The 16,945-nt window shown below is 54.0% G+C and carries 13 protein-coding genes and 1 tRNA gene; 3 read left to right on the forward strand and 11 right to left on the reverse strand.

Going from position 1 to position 16,945, the window contains the following annotated elements; genetic code table 11:
• Positions 1-27: 27 nt before the first annotated feature.
• The 10 genes from HNV11_RS23345 to HNV11_RS23390 form a co-directional block, all read right to left on the reverse strand.
• Positions 28-594 (reverse strand): anthranilate synthase component II, encoded by a 567-nt coding sequence (locus HNV11_RS23345; RefSeq protein WP_171741953.1) that lies wholly within the window; start codon positions 592-594, stop codon positions 28-30.
• 3 nt (positions 595-597) lie between these two features.
• On the reverse strand, positions 598-2,052 hold the full coding sequence (locus HNV11_RS23350; RefSeq protein WP_171741954.1) for an anthranilate synthase component I family protein: 1,455 nt from the start codon (positions 2,050-2,052) through the stop codon (positions 598-600).
• 161 nt (positions 2,053-2,213) lie between these two features.
• Positions 2,214-2,287 (reverse strand) — tRNA-Pro (locus HNV11_RS23355).
• Positions 2,288-2,329: 42 nt separating this feature from the next.
• Positions 2,330-3,115 carry an alpha/beta fold hydrolase gene (locus HNV11_RS23360; protein WP_171741955.1) on the reverse strand — a complete coding sequence of 262 codons (786 nt, stop codon included), beginning with the start codon at positions 3,113-3,115 and terminating at the stop codon, positions 2,330-2,332.
• Positions 3,115-4,455, reverse strand: a complete 1,341-nt coding sequence (locus HNV11_RS23365; RefSeq protein ID WP_171741956.1) for a family 1 glycosylhydrolase — start codon at positions 4,453-4,455, stop codon at positions 3,115-3,117. The genes HNV11_RS23360 and HNV11_RS23365 overlap by 1 nt, the downstream gene beginning before the upstream one ends.
• Before the next feature lie 62 nt (positions 4,456-4,517).
• The gene (locus tag HNV11_RS23370; RefSeq protein WP_171741957.1) at positions 4,518-6,071 is read right to left on the reverse strand and encodes a GMC family oxidoreductase; all 1,554 of its coding nucleotides are present in this window, start codon (positions 6,069-6,071) and stop codon (positions 4,518-4,520) included.
• A gap of 57 nt (positions 6,072-6,128) precedes the next feature.
• The gene (locus tag HNV11_RS23375; protein WP_171741958.1) at positions 6,129-6,746 is read right to left on the reverse strand and encodes a gluconate 2-dehydrogenase subunit 3 family protein; all 618 of its coding nucleotides are present in this window, start codon (positions 6,744-6,746) and stop codon (positions 6,129-6,131) included.
• Positions 6,743-7,609, reverse strand: a complete 867-nt coding sequence (locus HNV11_RS23380) for a glucose 1-dehydrogenase (RefSeq protein ID WP_171741959.1) — start codon at positions 7,607-7,609, stop codon at positions 6,743-6,745. The genes HNV11_RS23375 and HNV11_RS23380 overlap by 4 nt, the downstream gene beginning before the upstream one ends.
• A gap of 124 nt (positions 7,610-7,733) precedes the next feature.
• Positions 7,734-8,558, reverse strand: a complete 825-nt coding sequence (locus HNV11_RS23385) for a class I SAM-dependent methyltransferase (protein WP_171741960.1) — start codon at positions 8,556-8,558, stop codon at positions 7,734-7,736.
• 293 nt (positions 8,559-8,851) lie between these two features.
• Entirely contained in the window at positions 8,852-10,711 is a 1,860-nt protein-coding gene (locus HNV11_RS23390) for a RecQ family ATP-dependent DNA helicase (protein ID WP_240163990.1), read from the reverse strand.
• A 202-nt stretch (positions 10,712-10,913) separates the two neighbouring features.
• On the opposite strand from HNV11_RS23390, the gene msrB reads away from it, so the two are divergent.
• The 3 genes from msrB to HNV11_RS23405 all read left to right on the forward strand — a co-directional run bounded on the left by msrB (position 10,914) and on the right by HNV11_RS23405 (position 15,548).
• Positions 10,914-11,321 (forward strand): peptide-methionine (R)-S-oxide reductase MsrB, encoded by a 408-nt coding sequence (msrB, locus tag HNV11_RS23395; RefSeq protein WP_171741962.1) that lies wholly within the window; start codon positions 10,914-10,916, stop codon positions 11,319-11,321.
• A gap of 184 nt (positions 11,322-11,505) precedes the next feature.
• Complete coding sequence (locus HNV11_RS23400; RefSeq protein WP_171741963.1) at positions 11,506-14,190, forward strand: T9SS type A sorting domain-containing protein; 2,685 nt, start codon at positions 11,506-11,508, stop codon at positions 14,188-14,190.
• Between the two features lie 98 nt (positions 14,191-14,288).
• Positions 14,289-15,548: a D-alanyl-D-alanine carboxypeptidase gene (locus tag HNV11_RS23405; protein WP_171741964.1), complete on the forward strand. Its 1,260-nt coding sequence runs from the start codon at positions 14,289-14,291 to the stop codon at positions 15,546-15,548.
• Here the strand turns inward: HNV11_RS23405 and HNV11_RS23410 are convergent.
• Positions 15,545-16,903: an APC family permease gene (locus HNV11_RS23410; protein ID WP_171741965.1), complete on the reverse strand. Its 1,359-nt coding sequence runs from the start codon at positions 16,901-16,903 to the stop codon at positions 15,545-15,547. The two genes, HNV11_RS23405 and HNV11_RS23410, sit on opposite strands and share 4 nt — an antisense overlap.
• Positions 16,904-16,945 lie beyond the last annotated feature (42 nt).

A 16,945-nucleotide genomic window follows, 5' to 3' on the forward strand; every position in this document is an offset into this window, starting at 1 on the left:
GCGCATGGTATGTCGCCCTTTCACTCTTTATTGTTTAAGCCAGTTTGCAAGCATTTTCACTCCGTTTTCCGTCAGCACCGATTCGGGGTGAAACTGCAGGCCCTTTACGTCGAAGCGGGTATGCGCGAGGGCCATTACGCGGCCGTGTTCATCCACAGCTGTAACACGAAGTTCGGCGGGAATCGAGTCGGGAACAACCGTCCAGGAATGGTACCGGCCGACGGTCAGTTCATCAGGAATATCGGCAAACAACGACTCGCTGCGGTCGGTAATGGTCGTGCGGTGCGCTACCCCATGCAGAACGTCGCCGAGGTTCTCGAGCGACGCGCCGTACACTTCGCCGATGCCCTGGTGACCCAGACAGATACCTAGGATGCTTTTAGACGAGCCGTGTTCGCGCACCATATCCTGCATGATGCCTGCTTCGGACGGGAGCCCCGGACCCGGCGAGAGCATGATTTTGTCGTACTGCCCCGCTTCTTCGACGGTCAGCTTATTGTTCCGAATTACGTCCGGGCGATGGCCCAGCTCGCGGAGGATATACACGAGGTTATACGTAAATGAATCGTAGTTATCTAAGACCAGCAGTTTCATAGCTTAAATCGTTTTTGCCTGTTCAATGGCCATGCGCAGCGCGGCCAGTTTGTTGTGTACTTCCTGTAATTCACTCTCAACGACCGACTTGGCAACAACCCCGGCTCCAGCCTGATAGTACAAGGTATTATCTTTACTCATAAACGTGCGAATCATGATGGCATGATTAAATTCGCCCTCAAAACCCATGTAGCCGATACTCCCTGAATAAAAACTGCGGCTGAGATTTTCGTAGCGGTCGATGAGCTGCATGGCCATGTGCTTGGGCGCTCCCGATAGCGTACCGGCGGGGAAGGTTTCGGCCACAATCTGTAAGGGATCGGCGGTTTCGGTCAGGTCGCCAACCACCTTAGAGACGAGGTGGATAACGTGCGAGTAGTATTGAATTTCTTTGAAGGTCTCAACCTTCACGACGTCGCAGTTGCGGCTCAGGTCGTTTCGGGCGAGGTCGACCAGCATAACGTGCTCTGCGGATTCCTTAGGGTCGTTATACAGTTTCTGGGCCAGTTCAGCGTCCCGGATGTCGTCGCCGGTGCGCCGGAAAGTTCCGGCAATGGGGTAGATGGTTGCCTTCCGATCTTTGACCACAATCTGCGATTCGGGCGAGGAGCCGAACAGTTTATAGTTACCGTAATCAAAGTAAAACAGATAAGGCGAAGGGTTCAGCGACCGTAATGCCCGGTACACGTTGAACTCATCCCCAATGAAGGGCGTCTGGAACCGGCGCGACAGCACAATCTGAAAGACGTCTCCCCGCTGGCAATGGTCTTTCCCTTTCTGAATAATAGCCAGGAACTCCTCGTCGGTGAAGTTCGACTGCTCGGGCCCGGCGGGCGAAAAGGAGTAAGTTGGGTAGTTGCGGCCCGTAATCAGATCGCTGATGTAATCGAGGGTGCTTTCGGCCTCAACGTCGCCATTGCGGAGATAGCTATGCTCGAACAGATGCAGCTCGTCTTTGAAATGATTGATGGCCAGGACGTAACGGTATACCGTAAAGACGGCGGCCGGAATCTGGTTCTCTGCCGGAACGGGGGCGTTCAGGTTAATATCCTCGAAGCTCTGCACGGCCGGATACCCAAAATAGCCGAACAGGCCGTTCGTAATAAAGGGGAACGCGGGTTTTTCGTGCTTAAAACTGTCTTTAAACTCCTGCAACGCAACCAGCATCTGCTGGGGCGGCACTTCAGTGGCTTGCTCGTGTTCGCCGGGAAGCTGAACCGTCAAAAGGCCCTTAGAGCCCCCGGGTCGGTCGTATGAAAACCGGGCAACCGGATCAAAGGCGATATACGAAAAACTGTTTTCGTTGCCGTGATAGTCGGAGCTTTCGAGCAGGATGCTGTTCAGAAAACGGTCGCGAATACGGAGGTAAATGCTGACGGGCGTAATGATATCGGCCAGCATCCGCTTGTGCCGACTGACGACGCGGTAGGGGGTAGAGGTTGTTGTGAGGGTTTCCATAGTTTCGTTTGGTTATACGGGAAAAAAATAAGGCTCACCGGGATGACGGTGAGCCTTTGATGGTGTTAGTATAAACACATAGCGGCAACCCTCATCCCCGTTGGGAAGAGTGCCACCACCAGCTGTTGTTGATTACCTGAGTCATTGTGTTTCTACTTGTGTCGGGGTGGCGGGATTCGAACCCACGACCTCTACGTCCCGAACGTAGCGCGCTACCAGGCTGCGCTACACCCCGAATTGGGTTACAAAGATAGGTGCTTAGAATTTTCAGGCAACGTTAGACTCCGATTTTTTTTGCAATGAACGCAGCCAGTTCAGCAGGCACTTCCCAAGGCAGCAGATGACCCGCGCCCTGCATTTGTTCCAGTGTAACGTCTGTTAAATAAGGCAGCACCATATGGGTTTGTACGTCAGGCGGCAGGGCGCCGTCTTTACTGCCAACCGTAATATGAACCGGAATTGCGATGGCAGCCATCCGGGAAGTGATGTCTTCTTTGCTGCCGGCTGTCAGCCAGGCGGTCCAGGCAGACTCAGACGTACGGAGGTCATCGGCGATAATCTGTTCGCTTATGGCCTGAGATACAGAAATGGCCGTAATATTCTTGAGCATTTTCTTCGCGGCTTTACGTTGGCCGTGGTTGGTCAGCAACATCTGCCTCTCATCGTCGGGAATAGGCTCGGGTACGGGCGGGGAGGGCGATACCAGCAAGAGTGACTGAAGACCGGCTGGGGAACCATGGTTTGGGGTTCCGGCCGCTACGGCCAATGCAACCTTGCCGCTCATGGAATGACCCACCAGAATAAAGTCCTGAATGGCTAATTCCTGAACTACGCAGATTACGTCATCAGCCATATCGTCAACCGAATAACCCGATGCGGGGGCTTCTGAATCGCCATGACCGCGCAGGTCTACTGCTATGCAGCGATACTGAGCTGAAAAGTGGCTCATGATCACTTGCCACTCCAGCGCCGAGCCACCAAAATAATGCAGAAAGATGAGCGTAAGGGGGCCATTGCCCTGTTCCAGAATGTTCAGGTGGATACCGTTTATCAGCCGTTTCATCAGACATTTACCTTTAGGCGAGCGGGCCGGTCGGTCATTTCGAGCATCTCGCCGTAGGGAACAATGGTGATTTGCCCGAACTCTTTCAGCAGCGTTTTATACGCTTCGGCCACGGGGCGGGGCTTACGGTTGAGATCATACAGGCCACATTCGTTAACCCGGTTGTTGAGTTCACCCAACTGCGTATCCCAGTCGATCTGATCAATCAGGCTGTACCACGTAAAGCCCAGGACAGGCACGCCGTCCCGGCGCATCCTCAGCACGCCGATCCATTGTTTGTTGAGCCACATAGAGGCTTTATCCGCTTCAAATACATTTGTTTCCGTATGCATGACCGGCATCCGGTAGCGCTCGTAATACGCTTTGGTAATTTCATACCAGCCCAGCACGTCCATCGAGATCTGAATCGAGCCGTCGGGCAGCTTAATCCGTTCGTTGCGACCGTAATAATCATTGCCCATAATCTGATAACCGGGGGGCTTGCCCGCCATGAACCAGTTATACTCTTCGCGGGTCAGGCCGTTGTCCATCATGTACATAGACACTGTTGTCGAAGGCGGGTTGGCGTAGAGTAGATCCAGCGATAAAAAGCGCAGTTCGTTCGAAAGGCTTATTTCCGGGGAGGGCGTAGCGCTGAACTCGTGCGTGTATTCCGCGCTTTCGCTCTGAACAATAACGCAGTCGTTCCGGCGCTTGGCAATCTGCTGATTGCCCATAATGCTGGCCGCTACGCAGTGCTTGAGAGCCGTTACGAAGCCCCGGTCGGTTTTGAGCTGCTCATTCCAGACACCGTCCCGGGCGCTAATTCGAGCCGTAACGTAAATCTCGTTAACGGGTGTATAGTAACGCACCCAGGGATAGCGTTCTGCCACGGCCCCGGCGTATTCAGCAAAATGAATTGGTAGTTCGGGGTTCTGGAAATTTCCAATCCAATCGGGAACGCCAAAGTGCATCAGGTCCAGAATTGGAATAATGTCCAGGCGTTTTATTTCGGCCATAACTTCGTCGGCGAAACTCCAGTCGAACTGGCCGGGACCTTTGTGGATACTATAGTAAGGCAGGCCGTAGCGCAGCACCCGCAGGCCCATTTCCTTAACTAAACCAAGGTCTTCGCGCCAGCGCTCGTAATGGCCGCACTCGCGCAGCTGGTCGCGCCGGACGGTACCGTTCTGAATGGTTGGATAGGAACATTCAATGCCCGTCGCAAACATAAAGTTGCCTGGATTCGCATCGGGCAGGCCGCTCCCGTCATGACCACCCGCCCCGCCGAACTGATCACCTTCGTAATTGCCTTCGCCGAAGCGTTTCTTGATAATGTCTAAGAATCCGTTTTTGGACATGGCAGGTAATGGTTTTCAGTGTATGGCAAGCGTTTGCGAGGTGCTTCCAGATGGTTATTCAATTAGTCCAGTCGTCGGTGACGTTCAAGAAACCGGTCGGCGATACGTAACGACAGCGCCATGATCGTGAGAGCTGGGTTGACACTTAAGGCACTCGGAAAAATCGAGTTGTCGCTAATATATAGATTCGGAATATCAAACGACTGTCCGTCGGCATTCACTACCGCCGTATCGGGGTCATTCCCCATGCGGCAAGTACCGATAATGTGCGCATTTCGCGGGTAAGCCCACACGTTGCGGGCACCGGCGGCCTCCCAGATGGCTCGCATCAATTTGTCGGCGTGAACCGTCATCTGCTTTTCGTTCTCGCCATTCGAAAAATAGATACGGGGTTTGGGTAACCCACGGATGTCTTTCTCATCCGATAGCTCCAGATAGTTGTGGTCGTGGGGCAGGCAGTCGCCCAGAATGTTAATCCCGGCGACGTGGTTATAGGCCAGAGCCGCGCGTTTCAAATCGGCACCCCATAAACCACGGCCACGCGCCATCTGACTCAGGTACGTAACGGGCATGACGCCGATGGACTGTAGCAGATAACCACCTGCGAAATTGGCATCCGCAGGCCGGTGCGTATCCTCTGAAATCAACGCCCCGGGAATTCCTTTATAGGGACGAATATCCTCATCAAATTCGCCCCAGATTTGCAGCGCCGTATGCGCCATAAAATTACGCCCCACCTGACCGCTGCTGTTAGCTAGCTCATTCACCAGAAGCAGGCGGGCCGTTTCGATTGTACCGGCGCAAAGGAATACATACTGGCACATTTGCCGCTCTTCCTGACCGTTACGGATATAGATGACCTCGCTGATCTGACCGGATGAATTTGTAATTAACTGCGTTACGTAGCTTTGAGCCCTGATTTCGGCTCCATGATGGATCGCGAGTGGAATATAGGTTACGTCCATACTCGCCTTGGCACCAATGTTACAGCCCGCCTGACAGAAACCCCGATTTGTGCAGGCCGGTCGGTGCCCGACACCTTCCTGATAATAGCCAGCCGATAAGGCTGCGTTAGCCGCCGGTGACGTCTGAACGCCGAGCTCCCGGCAACCGCGCTCCATTAACTGCCCTGCGCCATTGATTGGTAAAGGAGGTAAGGCATACGCGCGTTTCCGAGTCGGCCCCCAGGGATAGTTGGCTGGGCCGGACACACCCAGAAACTGCTCAATTTCGTCGTAATAGGGCTCAATTTGCTCAAAACTCAACGGCCAGTCGGCGCCCACGCCGAAATCCGTCCGGATGCACAGGTCGTCGGGTTGAGCGCGGGGCGTGTAGGCTGTGTAATGCAGGGTTGAGCCCCCAACGCCGGTGCCCGAATTATTGTTTCCGAAGGGTAGGGGATCATTACCGGCGCTGAGACGTTCATCATTCCAGAATAGTTTCTCTTGCGCCCGCTCGTCGGTCGGGAAGTCTTTGCCTGGATTCCAGTGATCACCCGATTCCAGCGCAACTACCCGTAAACCCGCAGCCGCCAGGCGGGCCAGCAACGGAGCACCACCCGCACCTGTGCCAATCACAACGGCATCGACAGGTTCACTGGTTGAGTAGTGCTTCATAGGTTGTATAGTGAGTAGCCTAATCTTTGGAAGTTATCGATGGTGCTTTCGGATAAATCAGTCCGGATTCGCTATTTCCCGAGGTTCGCGGTGTTCCAGTTGATTCAGGCCAATGCGCTGCCAGGCAGGTACGTCAGCCATGCCAACATAACCAATTTCTTCCTGGGCCAGTGGATGGCTGTAATAACTCTCCGTGGCTTCGGCCAGTAGCTCCTCAAAAAAACGGTTGGCAGGCATCGTCTGCCAGATTGGCCCCGGCGCTTCGGCAGACTGAACTCCTTTAAGCACCAGATCCCGCTGGGTTTCAGAAAGAGCTTCAAAATATTGCCCGAACATAGCCTGTGCACTTTCCTGAATGCCCTGCAAGCCCCGCTTATACGCTTCGCCATCGGCAGGCATACTGTCGTACCGCCAACCGTTGGTCTTGTTCCCGGCCAATCGCTGGTCAATGCTACTTACTGTATCGATACGTTCTGAACGCCCGTCTTGCGGAATCAACCGGTCGCAGATGGCGGTCAGCAGGGCAAACTCATCGGCCGAGAAAAACGTCGGCTGGTGGGGTGGGGTCTTTAAACGTTCAGTGAGCGCCTGACGGGTCGCTTCGGTAACCTGATCCGTTTTCAGCAGCGCGCGGACGGTGCCAGCAGGGTAGACACTTGGAGTTAAGGTCTTCATCCCAATTTGCCGCCCGTTACTTCGAGGATACTACCGGTTATGAAACTGCCATCGCTGGAAGCCATCAGAACATAAGCCGGGGCAATTTCTTCGGGCTGACCCGGTCGCGCCAGCGCGACTTCGTGACCGAAATTCTTAACTTCGTCCCGCGGCATTGTGGCCGGAATATTGGGTGTCCAGACCGGCCCTGGCGCCACGCAGTTAACCCGAATATTGCGCTCGCCTAACTGAATGGCAAGCGATTTGGTAAAGGCATGGATAGCGCCTTTGGTCGCCGTGTAGTCCAGCAGGATCGGGTTGCCCACAATTCCAACGATGCTGCCCGTATTGATAATAGCGTCGCCTTCGTGCAGATGGGGTAGGGCGGCCTGCGCCATAAAAAAGTACGCCAGAATATTCGTGTCGAAAGTACGCCGGAGCTGTTCTTCGCTAATGTCTTCCAGCTTTTGCTGAGCCATCTGGTAGGCCGCATTATTGACCAGAATATTCAACTTGCCAAATTTCTCGACAGTCTGCCGGACGGCATCGTTACAATTAGCTTTCTGTCGAACATCGGCCTGAATAACCAGACAGGTCCGGCCTTTTGATTCAACTAAACGTTTGGTGTATTTAGCATCGTCGGTGTTTTCATTATAGACGATCGCTACGTCGGCTCCTTCCATGGCAAAGGCGACGGCCACTGCACGACCGATACCCGAATCGGCACCCGTGATGATTGCGACTTTATCGGCGAGCTTGCCGGCTGGTTTATAATTTGACAAATCGCTGTCGGGGGCAGGGTCCATATCCGATTGTCGGGCTGGATAGGGTAATTGCTGCCCAGGAATGTCTTCCGACGTGGGCCGAAATTCAGAAGGGTTCATACGTCTGTTGAGTATAGTGAACTGCACGATTCCGGCCGTATTGCCGATAAGATCATTGCAATTTAGGTAAACAGGCGTTTAAGGGTTTTGTTGCCAGCAGGGGCTTGGCTGGGCTGCGAGCCGGTTATTTTTCCAGAATCAGGATATCCTGAAACGACGTAAAGTCTGTTCGACCGCACCAGGAACCGTAGTAGATTGGCTCCCGCAAGGTGAGCTGGTGACGAGCGAATAAATCTCGAACAAACGTTTCGTCGTAGGCTGAACCCGCTTCCGGGTTGGTGGGGTCAAACACCCAGCGTCCGTTAAGTGCATGCCGGAAATTGTACTGGCTCTGGCCAGCCGCCATCAGCGCACGCGACTCATCGTTCAGCAAAAACATCGTAATAAACGCCCGACCGCCGGGCCTGAGCACCCGCGCAATCTGAGTTGTATACCGCTCAATCTCCGGTCGGTCCATGTGCGTAAACACGGACGTCAGGAAAACAAAGTCAAATTCGTTGTCCGCGTAAGGAAAGCGGTATTGATGCGCCGGAAAACGTCCGTTTGGATTATAATGAGCGTTATGAACGTCGGCCAGCTGGAACCGAAAAGTTGGAAAGCGGGGGGTGATATTCCTCTGACACCACGTAATCCCCTGTGCTACAATGTCGAACCCTTCGTAGCGGCCATCGGGCGCAATCAGGTAATTGGTTAGCGGAACGGCCATTCGACCAATGCCGCAGCCCACATCCAGAACGGCATCGGTCGGTTTAAGCCCACCGAGTTCAGTAAAGAGCTGTTTGAAGCGCTGGCCTACGGTCCGGAAGTCACCCGCGCCAATAAAAATGCGCGATCGTGGCGGAGTTAACGGGTCACGGTGTCCACGTAGAGAATCGTACTGATCCCAGAGCCGGTAAAGAATGGATTTTACCAGCCGACGGATTGGTAAGGGCAGTAAGCGTTTAAACATAGCCGCAACTTAGGGTACATAGTCGTAAAGATTACGCTAAACAGGACATATGATTTCTGAAAAAACGATCTGCCTGCGCCTACTAAAAACGATACCTCAGCGTTTACAGGATAACGCAACGGTTTGTCACCGACGGATGTCAATACAGTAAAGCGAGGACATCCGTCATCAGGATTCCGGCAATCCCACCGTAGTGATCGGGGGCCAGATACTTACATGTCTGGTCTCCGATTTTTTATTGGGGATACAGCACAGAAAAATAAGTCGAAGCAACCAGGAGCAATCCGGGCGCGTCAACCCAGATTCAGCGTAAGATTCCCGGTTTTCGTGTACCGAATCTCTTCCTCGGCGAGCATCTGCTGCAGCGTCTGCGCCAGCGTTTCGGCATCAGTCTGGGCGAAATGATAGGAAAGCTGTTTGGGCGATACGCCTGGTCCGTTGGCCAGAGCCACATAGGCCCGAACCTCCTCGCGTACGGCCGAGGGATTGATCTCCGGTTCTTTTTTCTTCTTCAGGCAGTTGTCGCAGATGCCGCAGGGCTGGCCGGGTTTCTCGCCAAAATAGGCCTGCAACAACCGCGTCCGGCACTGTTTGGGGTGTTCCGTGTACAGAATGGCCGCCTGCACTTTCCGTAAGGCTAACTCCTTACGTCGGTTCAGCTCGGGTACATTGATCGGCAGCGAAGGGGCATCGAGCCGGGGAGTCAGAAAGGTTAGCTGGGGTTTATCTTTCTGCTTTTCATACACCACCACATTACGTTGATGAAGCTGTTCGAGCAGATTCTCGATCTCGCTCTGGTTGATCATGAACGCCCGCGCCAGTGCCGATTCGGCAATGGTAACGAAATCGGTGAATAACTCCCCGCCATACATCCTGAGAATGAGTTTGAGGAATGAATCGAAGCGCGGGTTCATCACCTGGAACTCATACAACTGCCGATTATCCAGCACCAGCGACAGGCGGGAAGGGTGGTAATAATTTTCGTTCAGTTGAATAAACCCCTCCAGTTGCAGTTGCTTAAGCGCGTAGTGGGTTTCCTGCGGAGGTAAATTGAACGTATTGGCGAATGTGCTCAGGTCAAAGTCATAGCTGCTGAACTGGCCCCCGCCCAGCGGAACGGCTGTGTAATTGGCCACGGCCTGATACACCCGGCGCAGCATCTCAACCGGCTGGTAAAGCTGTTCAGTTCGGAAGCGCAGACTCTCCAGATCGCCGTTCGTGTAGAGCATGACGGCGTAAGCCTTCTGGCCGTCGCGGCCCGCCCGGCCCGCTTCCTGATAGTAAGCCTCAAGCGAATCCGGTACGTCGAGATGCACAACCACCCGCACATCCGGCTTGTCGATACCCATCCCAAAGGCGTTGGTGGCAACCATCACGCGCGTTCGATCCTGAATCCAGGCGTCCTGCTTATCGGTTCGCTGCTGGGTTGTCAGGCCCGCATGGTAAAAATCGGCGGATATGCCCTGTCGCACGAGCCACTGCGCTACCTGCTGCGTTTGTTTGCGGCTCCGAACGTACACAATCGCGCAGCCCGGCACCCGCTGCAGAATCCGGAGCAGCCGCTCTTTCTTGCTTTCTTCCAGAATAGCCGAGTAGGAGAGGTTCGGCCGGGCGAAGGTCTGCCGGAAGACCTGGGGCTCCCGTAAGGCCAGCTTTTCCTGAATATCAGTTTGTACTTCAGGCGTAGCCGAAGCGGTCAGGGCAATAATCGGCGTTTCGGAGATCAGTTCCCGGAACTCAGCTATTTGCAGATACGGCGGCCGGAAGTCATACCCCCAGGCCGATATGCAGTGGGCTTCGTCAACGGCCAGCAGGCAAACCGTCATTTGCTTCACGCGCTCAATAACAATCTCTGTCCGCAGCCGCTCGGGCGATACATACAGAAACTTGGTGTTGCCGTAGATGCAGTTATCCAGGGTCGTGTCGATCTCGCGGTAATGCATGCCCGAATAGATGGCCGCGGCCGGGATACCCCGTTTACGCAGTTGCTCAACCTGGTCCTTCATGAGCGCAATGAGGGGCGTCACGACAATGCACACACCTTTCATGGCGAGCGTCGGCACCTGGAAGCAGATGGATTTACCGCCACCCGTGGGCATCAGCACCAGCGTGTCCTGACGGGCCAGCACGGCATTGACCACGTCCTCCTGCATGGGCCGGAAGGAAGTGTATCCCCAAAACTGCTGTAAAATCTGGCGGACGGTCAACGGTTACTTCGATTTATGTTCGTTGGGTCCGGTTTTGGTCGCGTCAGCTAACACCGGACCCAACTGCAAATTTACAGCGTGGGAAAGACAAATCCGGCAGGGAATCGTTCTCGTTAGTACGTAACAGGGACACTTAACAGGAATAACGATGATTCAGAAAGTAATCAAATCGGATGAGGAGTGGCGCAGCATCCTCACGCCTGAGCAATATCGGGTTGCCCGGGGTAAAGGCACTGAACGCGCTTTTGCGGGTGCATACTGCGAAACGCATGACCCGGGCGTTTATGCCTGCGTATGCTGCGGCACCGAGCTGTTCGAGTCAAAAACCAAGTTTGAGTCGGGTACGGGCTGGCCAAGTTTTACGGAACCGATTGAAGAAGATCGGATTCGTCTGGAAAAGGACTATAGCCACGGCATGTTTCGGATTGAGGTGTTGTGTAATGTATGCGACGCCCATCTTGGACACGTTTTCAACGATGGACCGGCACCAACCGGCCTTCGGTTTTGTCTCAATTCCGTCTCGCTGGTTTTAAAGCGAAGCGCTCATACTGAATAATAAAAATATGCGTTAGAAAGCAAGCTAACCTTTTTTTCTGGGGTTTCTGTGGCTACTTTGGCTTTCGTTTCACATCCGGATTCGCAACCGGCGTGAAACGAAAGCCCGTGTAATCCCGTATTGGCAAATACCCAATGTTCAATCGTTCGACAACCGATTATTGACCCATAACTCTACAGCGTACATGTATTTCCGGAAATCCTCGGCGCGACCGTTCGTTGCCGGGCTGGTGTTAGTTGGATCTCTGCTGGCCGGTTCGGTATTCGCCCAAAATAAAACCGCTTCGGCTAAGCCAAATACGGCCTACGCCCAGTTTGTGCGGTCTATGCGGACAGCGTTACCCGTTCCTAAAACGATTTGTTATAAAGTTGAACGTGACGCGTTTACGCGGATTCTGCCACCCGATGAGTTTCTGAAGAGCCGTCAGAATCCGAATGCCCGTCGAGCGGCCACGGCTAAATTTAACGTTACCTATACTAATTTTTCACCCGAAGCCCAGCGCGCATTTCAGTACGCCGTCGACATCTGGTCAAACATTCTGGTTTCGCCGGTAACCATCAATATTTCTGCGAACTGGACAAACCAGAACCGGGGTGTCCTGGGATCGGCTGGTCCGGCCGAGATTCGGATTGGCTCCGATGGGACCCAGAAAGCCCTGGGCGTGTATCCTATCGCGCTGGCCGAAAAAATTGCCCGGCGTGACCTGAATGATCCTACTGATCCCGACATCAATGCCGATTTTAACCGCAACAACAACTGGTATTACGGCCTCGACGGGAAAACGCCCGCTGGCCAGACCGATCTGGTCACGGTAGTGCTGCACGAAATTGGTCACGGATTGGGTTTCATTGGGTATTTTGGTACGACCGGCACTTCGGGCCAATACACGCTGAATGGGTATCCGGCAGTGTTCGATCACTTCATTGAGAATGGACAGGGTCAGCGGCTGGTGTCGGCAACGAGTTCAGCAGGACTGGCATTCCCCGATAACTCTAATGCCTTGTACCGACAGCTAACGGGCGGGAACCTGTATCTGAACGGTCCGATACTGCAGCAAAAAACCGGCCAACGCGCTAAACTGTATGCACCTTCTTCGTTCGACCGGGGGTCGAGCGTTTACCACCTCGACGAAGAAACGTATAGAAGCACAACTACCCGGGTGGACAGTAACTCGCTGATGACGCCCCAACTGGCCAACGCCGAAGCGATTCATACACCCGGCCCGCTGGTGATCAACTTTTTCTCCGATATTGAATGGAAGACTACCTCGGTGCTGCACGAGCCCCTGGTCAGTAGCGAAGACGTTAAGGATGTGGTGTTCCGGGCACGCGTCATAAGCGATACCACGCTTCGGGCCAATTCGGTTCGGTTCTTTTACCGGAAGAGCGCGCCAACGGGCACCGATAGTACGTTCCTCTCCATTACCCCAACGCTGGTAGCGGGCACTACGGCTGATTATACCTACACCATGCCTGCTAACCTCGCGCAGGGCGATGTCTGGTACTATTTTCAGGCCCAGGATGTATCGGGACGGACCTACACAAATCCCGGTAAATCGCCTACGGGCGTGCAGCTTTTACACCGCGTCCAGTTCGGGCCCGATACGTCGCCCCCGTCCATTTTGTTCAGTCCAAGCAAAAATTTCATTTTCAATCCGGCAGCAACCGACAGCATACCCGTCTATGCGGGCATATCAGACGACCGTGAAACGGGCATCGATACGGCTTATGTCGAATACCAGATAAACGGTCAGGGTCAGCAGGCGATTCCGCTTCGCTATACCCGCCAGACGGTTAACGGTAACCGGTACGACAGCGTCTATACCAACCGGATTACGTTTCCGGCCAATACGCTGAAAGCCGGCGATAAGATTTCGTACCGGATTGTCGCCCGCGATTCGTCGCGCGCCCGAAATCAGCGGGTTAGTCCCCAGACGGGTTTCTACGAAGTAACGGTTGTGCAGCTTCAGGCCACCCGTGATCAGTATACCAATACATTCGCTAATGCAACAGCCGCTAGCGATTTTGCTACGTATGGATTCAGCATCACGACGCCAACGGGCTTTGCTAACCCGGCTATTCATTCAGAACACCCGTACCGAAACGGCAGCGATTTTAAATACCAAAGCAATTATGAAACGGTTCTGCTGGCACCAATTCGTATAAAAACAAACCCCGACAGCGCCACCATTCGGTATGATGAAATTGTGCTGGTTGAGCCGGGCGAAGCGGGCAGTCGATACGGCGACGATGATTTTTACGATTACGTCATTGTGGAAGGATCGCGCAATAACGGCCAAACCTGGCAACCCATTGTGGATGGCTATGACTCAAACGACCAGACCGACTGGCTGAACGCTTATAACCGGAATCTGGTCCCGGGAACGTCGGCCAATGACCGTAACTCCGCAACGGTGGGGACGCCTGCGTTGTATAAGCGCCGGGAGTTATCAATAACCAACAATGGATTCTTCCGGGCTGGTGAGCAGATTCTGATTCGATTCCGGCTGTTTGCCGATCAGTTAGCGCATGGCTGGGGCTGGGCCATCGATAACCTGCAAATTCAGGTGCCGCCCCCACCGCCCGTGCTGGCCGTCGAGCCGATCAGTGCCGGTCGCTTCTCGGTTTACCCGAACCCCGTCAGCACCGGACGAGTACGGATCGAAGCCGAACTGCCCCGACCTGTTGCCGAAGCCGCTCTGACGGTTTCCAGCGGTACCGGACAGACCCTGCGGCAACTGACGCTGAAGGTTGGCGGCTCGAAACTCAGCGAGCAAATTGACCTGAGCCAGTTACCAACAGGCCTTTATTTTCTTCGTCTGAATGCGGGCGATCTGGTATTGACGCAAAAAGTGATTATTACCCATTAAGAGGGTGCAGATAAGTTAATTAGTGAGGAGTTGTCATTAGGTTTGCGCTACGTCTGCTCCGGCGACGGCGCAAGCTGATGACAACTCCTTTTGTGTTAATGAAAGCCATTTTCGCTACTATCGCCGTTACGTTATTCGTGATGGGTTGTTCGCCCGCCCGGCGTATCGCCCGCGATCTGCGCACCCAGCCTATTTATACCGATCACTTTACGGGCGTGGCGCTGTATGACCCGGTCCGGCAACGGAAGCTGATTCAACACAACGCCGACAAGACGTTTACGCCCGCATCCAACACCAAGCTATTTAGCTTTTATACGGGGGTGCTGAGCCTGCGCGATTCGTTGCCGGTATTGCATTACATTGTTCGGAATGACTCCTTAATTTTCTGGGGAACCGGCAACCCGTTATTACTGCATCCCGACCTACCTGATTCAACGGCGCTGAGTTTTCTGCGCTCGCGGCCCGAACGGCTGTTTTTCTCAGCGGCTAACTATACTGGGCCGCGTTTCGGGCCGGGCTGGTCGTGGGACGACTACAATGATTACTATTCAGCCGAATTAGTCCCGTTACCTATTTACGGCAATGTGGTCCGATTTATAAACAAATCCGTTAGTCCCGCCCGGTTTCGTGATAGTGTTCAGACGACAGACGGTACAGGCAGCGTACGGCGCGACGAGTTCAGGAATCAGTTTCGGCAGTTGGCAGATCGTAGAACTACCGGGCAGGACATACCGTTTCGCTGGTCGGCAGCACTGGCTGCTCAACTGCTGGCCGATACGCTTCATCGGCCGGTAGGCGTTGTGAATCGGCCCATGCCCGCAGACGCCCGATTAATCCGGGGCTCATCAACGGATTCCCTGTATAAGCGAATGTTACAGATCAGTGATAACCAGTTCGCTGAGCAGATTCTGTTCATGGTATCGGCCGAGCGGGGCACTGAGAAGCTCCAGCCGGTTACCGAACTACGCCGGGTGGCCGATAGTATCCTGCACTATCCGACCGGAGCCGCTAAATGGGTGGATGGCTCCGGCCTGTCGCGCTACAATCTGTTTACGCCGAATGTGCTAATTGACCTGCTCGGAAAAATTGCGGCCAAAGTTCCGCAACAGCGGCTGTTTGCCCTACTGCCCGCTGTCGGGCAATCTGGTACGTTACAGGGAATGACGGTGGCGGGTGAACCCTATATCTTCGCAAAATCCGGCTCAATGAGTGGCGTCTATAACCTGAGCGGTTACATGGTGACGAAACAGGGTAAAACGCTTCAATTCAGCATCATGCATAACAATTTTACCCAACCTATCAGCGAAATGCGTCGCCGGACTACGGAGCTGTTGAAGCAGATTCACAAACGTTTTTAAACCTCTCTGTTAATTTCTGAAGCAGAATCAGGCGATTTCTGGATAGTTCCTCTCCGGTTTATAAGTAGGTAAATCGGGTAGCTGACGACCACAAACCCAATCGCGTACAGACTGCTCGAAAAGTCTCCAATAACAACACCGACGAGGAACGCCAGCGACACCAGTAGTAACGTCCAGGTAGAAAAAGGGTAACCCCAGGCCCGAACCGGTCGGTCGAGTTCGGGTTCTGTCTGGCGCAGACGGATTAGCGAAGCAAAGCCGGAAGCATAACAAAGCACGAAAAAGAAGGTAGCAATATCGGAGAGCTTGCTGTACGTATTGGTCAGAATCAGCAGGATTGAAGTACAGGCCGTGAGTAATACCGCTGCAGCCGGCGTTCCGCCCGCGTTAACAGACGTAACAAAGCGAAAAAACAGTCCGTCGCGCCCCATGGCGAAAATTACCCGCGGGTTGAACATCAACTGCGCGTTGATGATGCCCATGATGGAGATCATCAGCAGGAACGTAACAACCTGCGCGCTGCCCGGTCCAAACAGCAACTGAACTGCATCGGCAGCCGGTAGCTTCGACTGTGCCAGCGTCGAAAGAGGAAGGACGTACAGCAAAGCCAGATTAACCAGAATATAAATACCGATAATGAGAAGTACACCGCCCATCATCGATCGGGGCAGATTGCGGCTGGGGTCTGTATCTTCTTCAGTGAAATAAGCCGCCGTGTGCCAGCCATCGTAGGTATAAAAGACAGACTGCAAAGCGGCCAGAATACCCAGCCAGACACCCCCCTCGGCCAATGGCTGGACTGTTTCTGCCTTGACCGGGGGCGCTGTTTCAGGCGTTAGAACAAAGCAGACAACGACGAAGGCCAGCAGTCCAACGGCTTTCAGTACGCTCATAACTTCCTGTGCGCGGCTGGCCAGCCGAACGCCAATCCAGTGGAAGGCCACAAATGCCAGCAAAATCCCAATGGCGACAAGTTTTTGATAATCGGCGAGGGAAGGTATCAGCAGCGCCATGTATTCGCTCATAACGGCGGCTCCGAAGGCCATCGCGGCTACACTGCCTAGCCAGCTACTAATGCCAATCACAAAGCCGATGTAATTGCCGAACGCGCGTCGGGCGTAGACGTACCAGGCACCCGCTTTGGGCAGCATCGTGCCCAGTTCCATAACCGATAGCGACCCGGCCAGGGCGTATAAACCAACGGCTAACCAGACAAGGATGATAAGTGTTGGATCGCCAATATCCCGTGCGATGGGTCCAGGTTTACGTAGGATGCCGGTTCCAATGGTACCACCAATGGTTACGGCAATGCCAAAGCCGACGCCGAGTAATTTCTTGAGTTGGTTCTTAGCCATACGGGCACGGACGGTCGGGCCGTCCGGAGGTTGCAGTCATAC

This window comes from Spirosoma taeanense (assembly GCF_013127955.1).
GTDB classification, from domain to species: domain Bacteria; phylum Bacteroidota; class Bacteroidia; order Cytophagales; family Spirosomataceae; genus Spirosoma; species Spirosoma taeanense.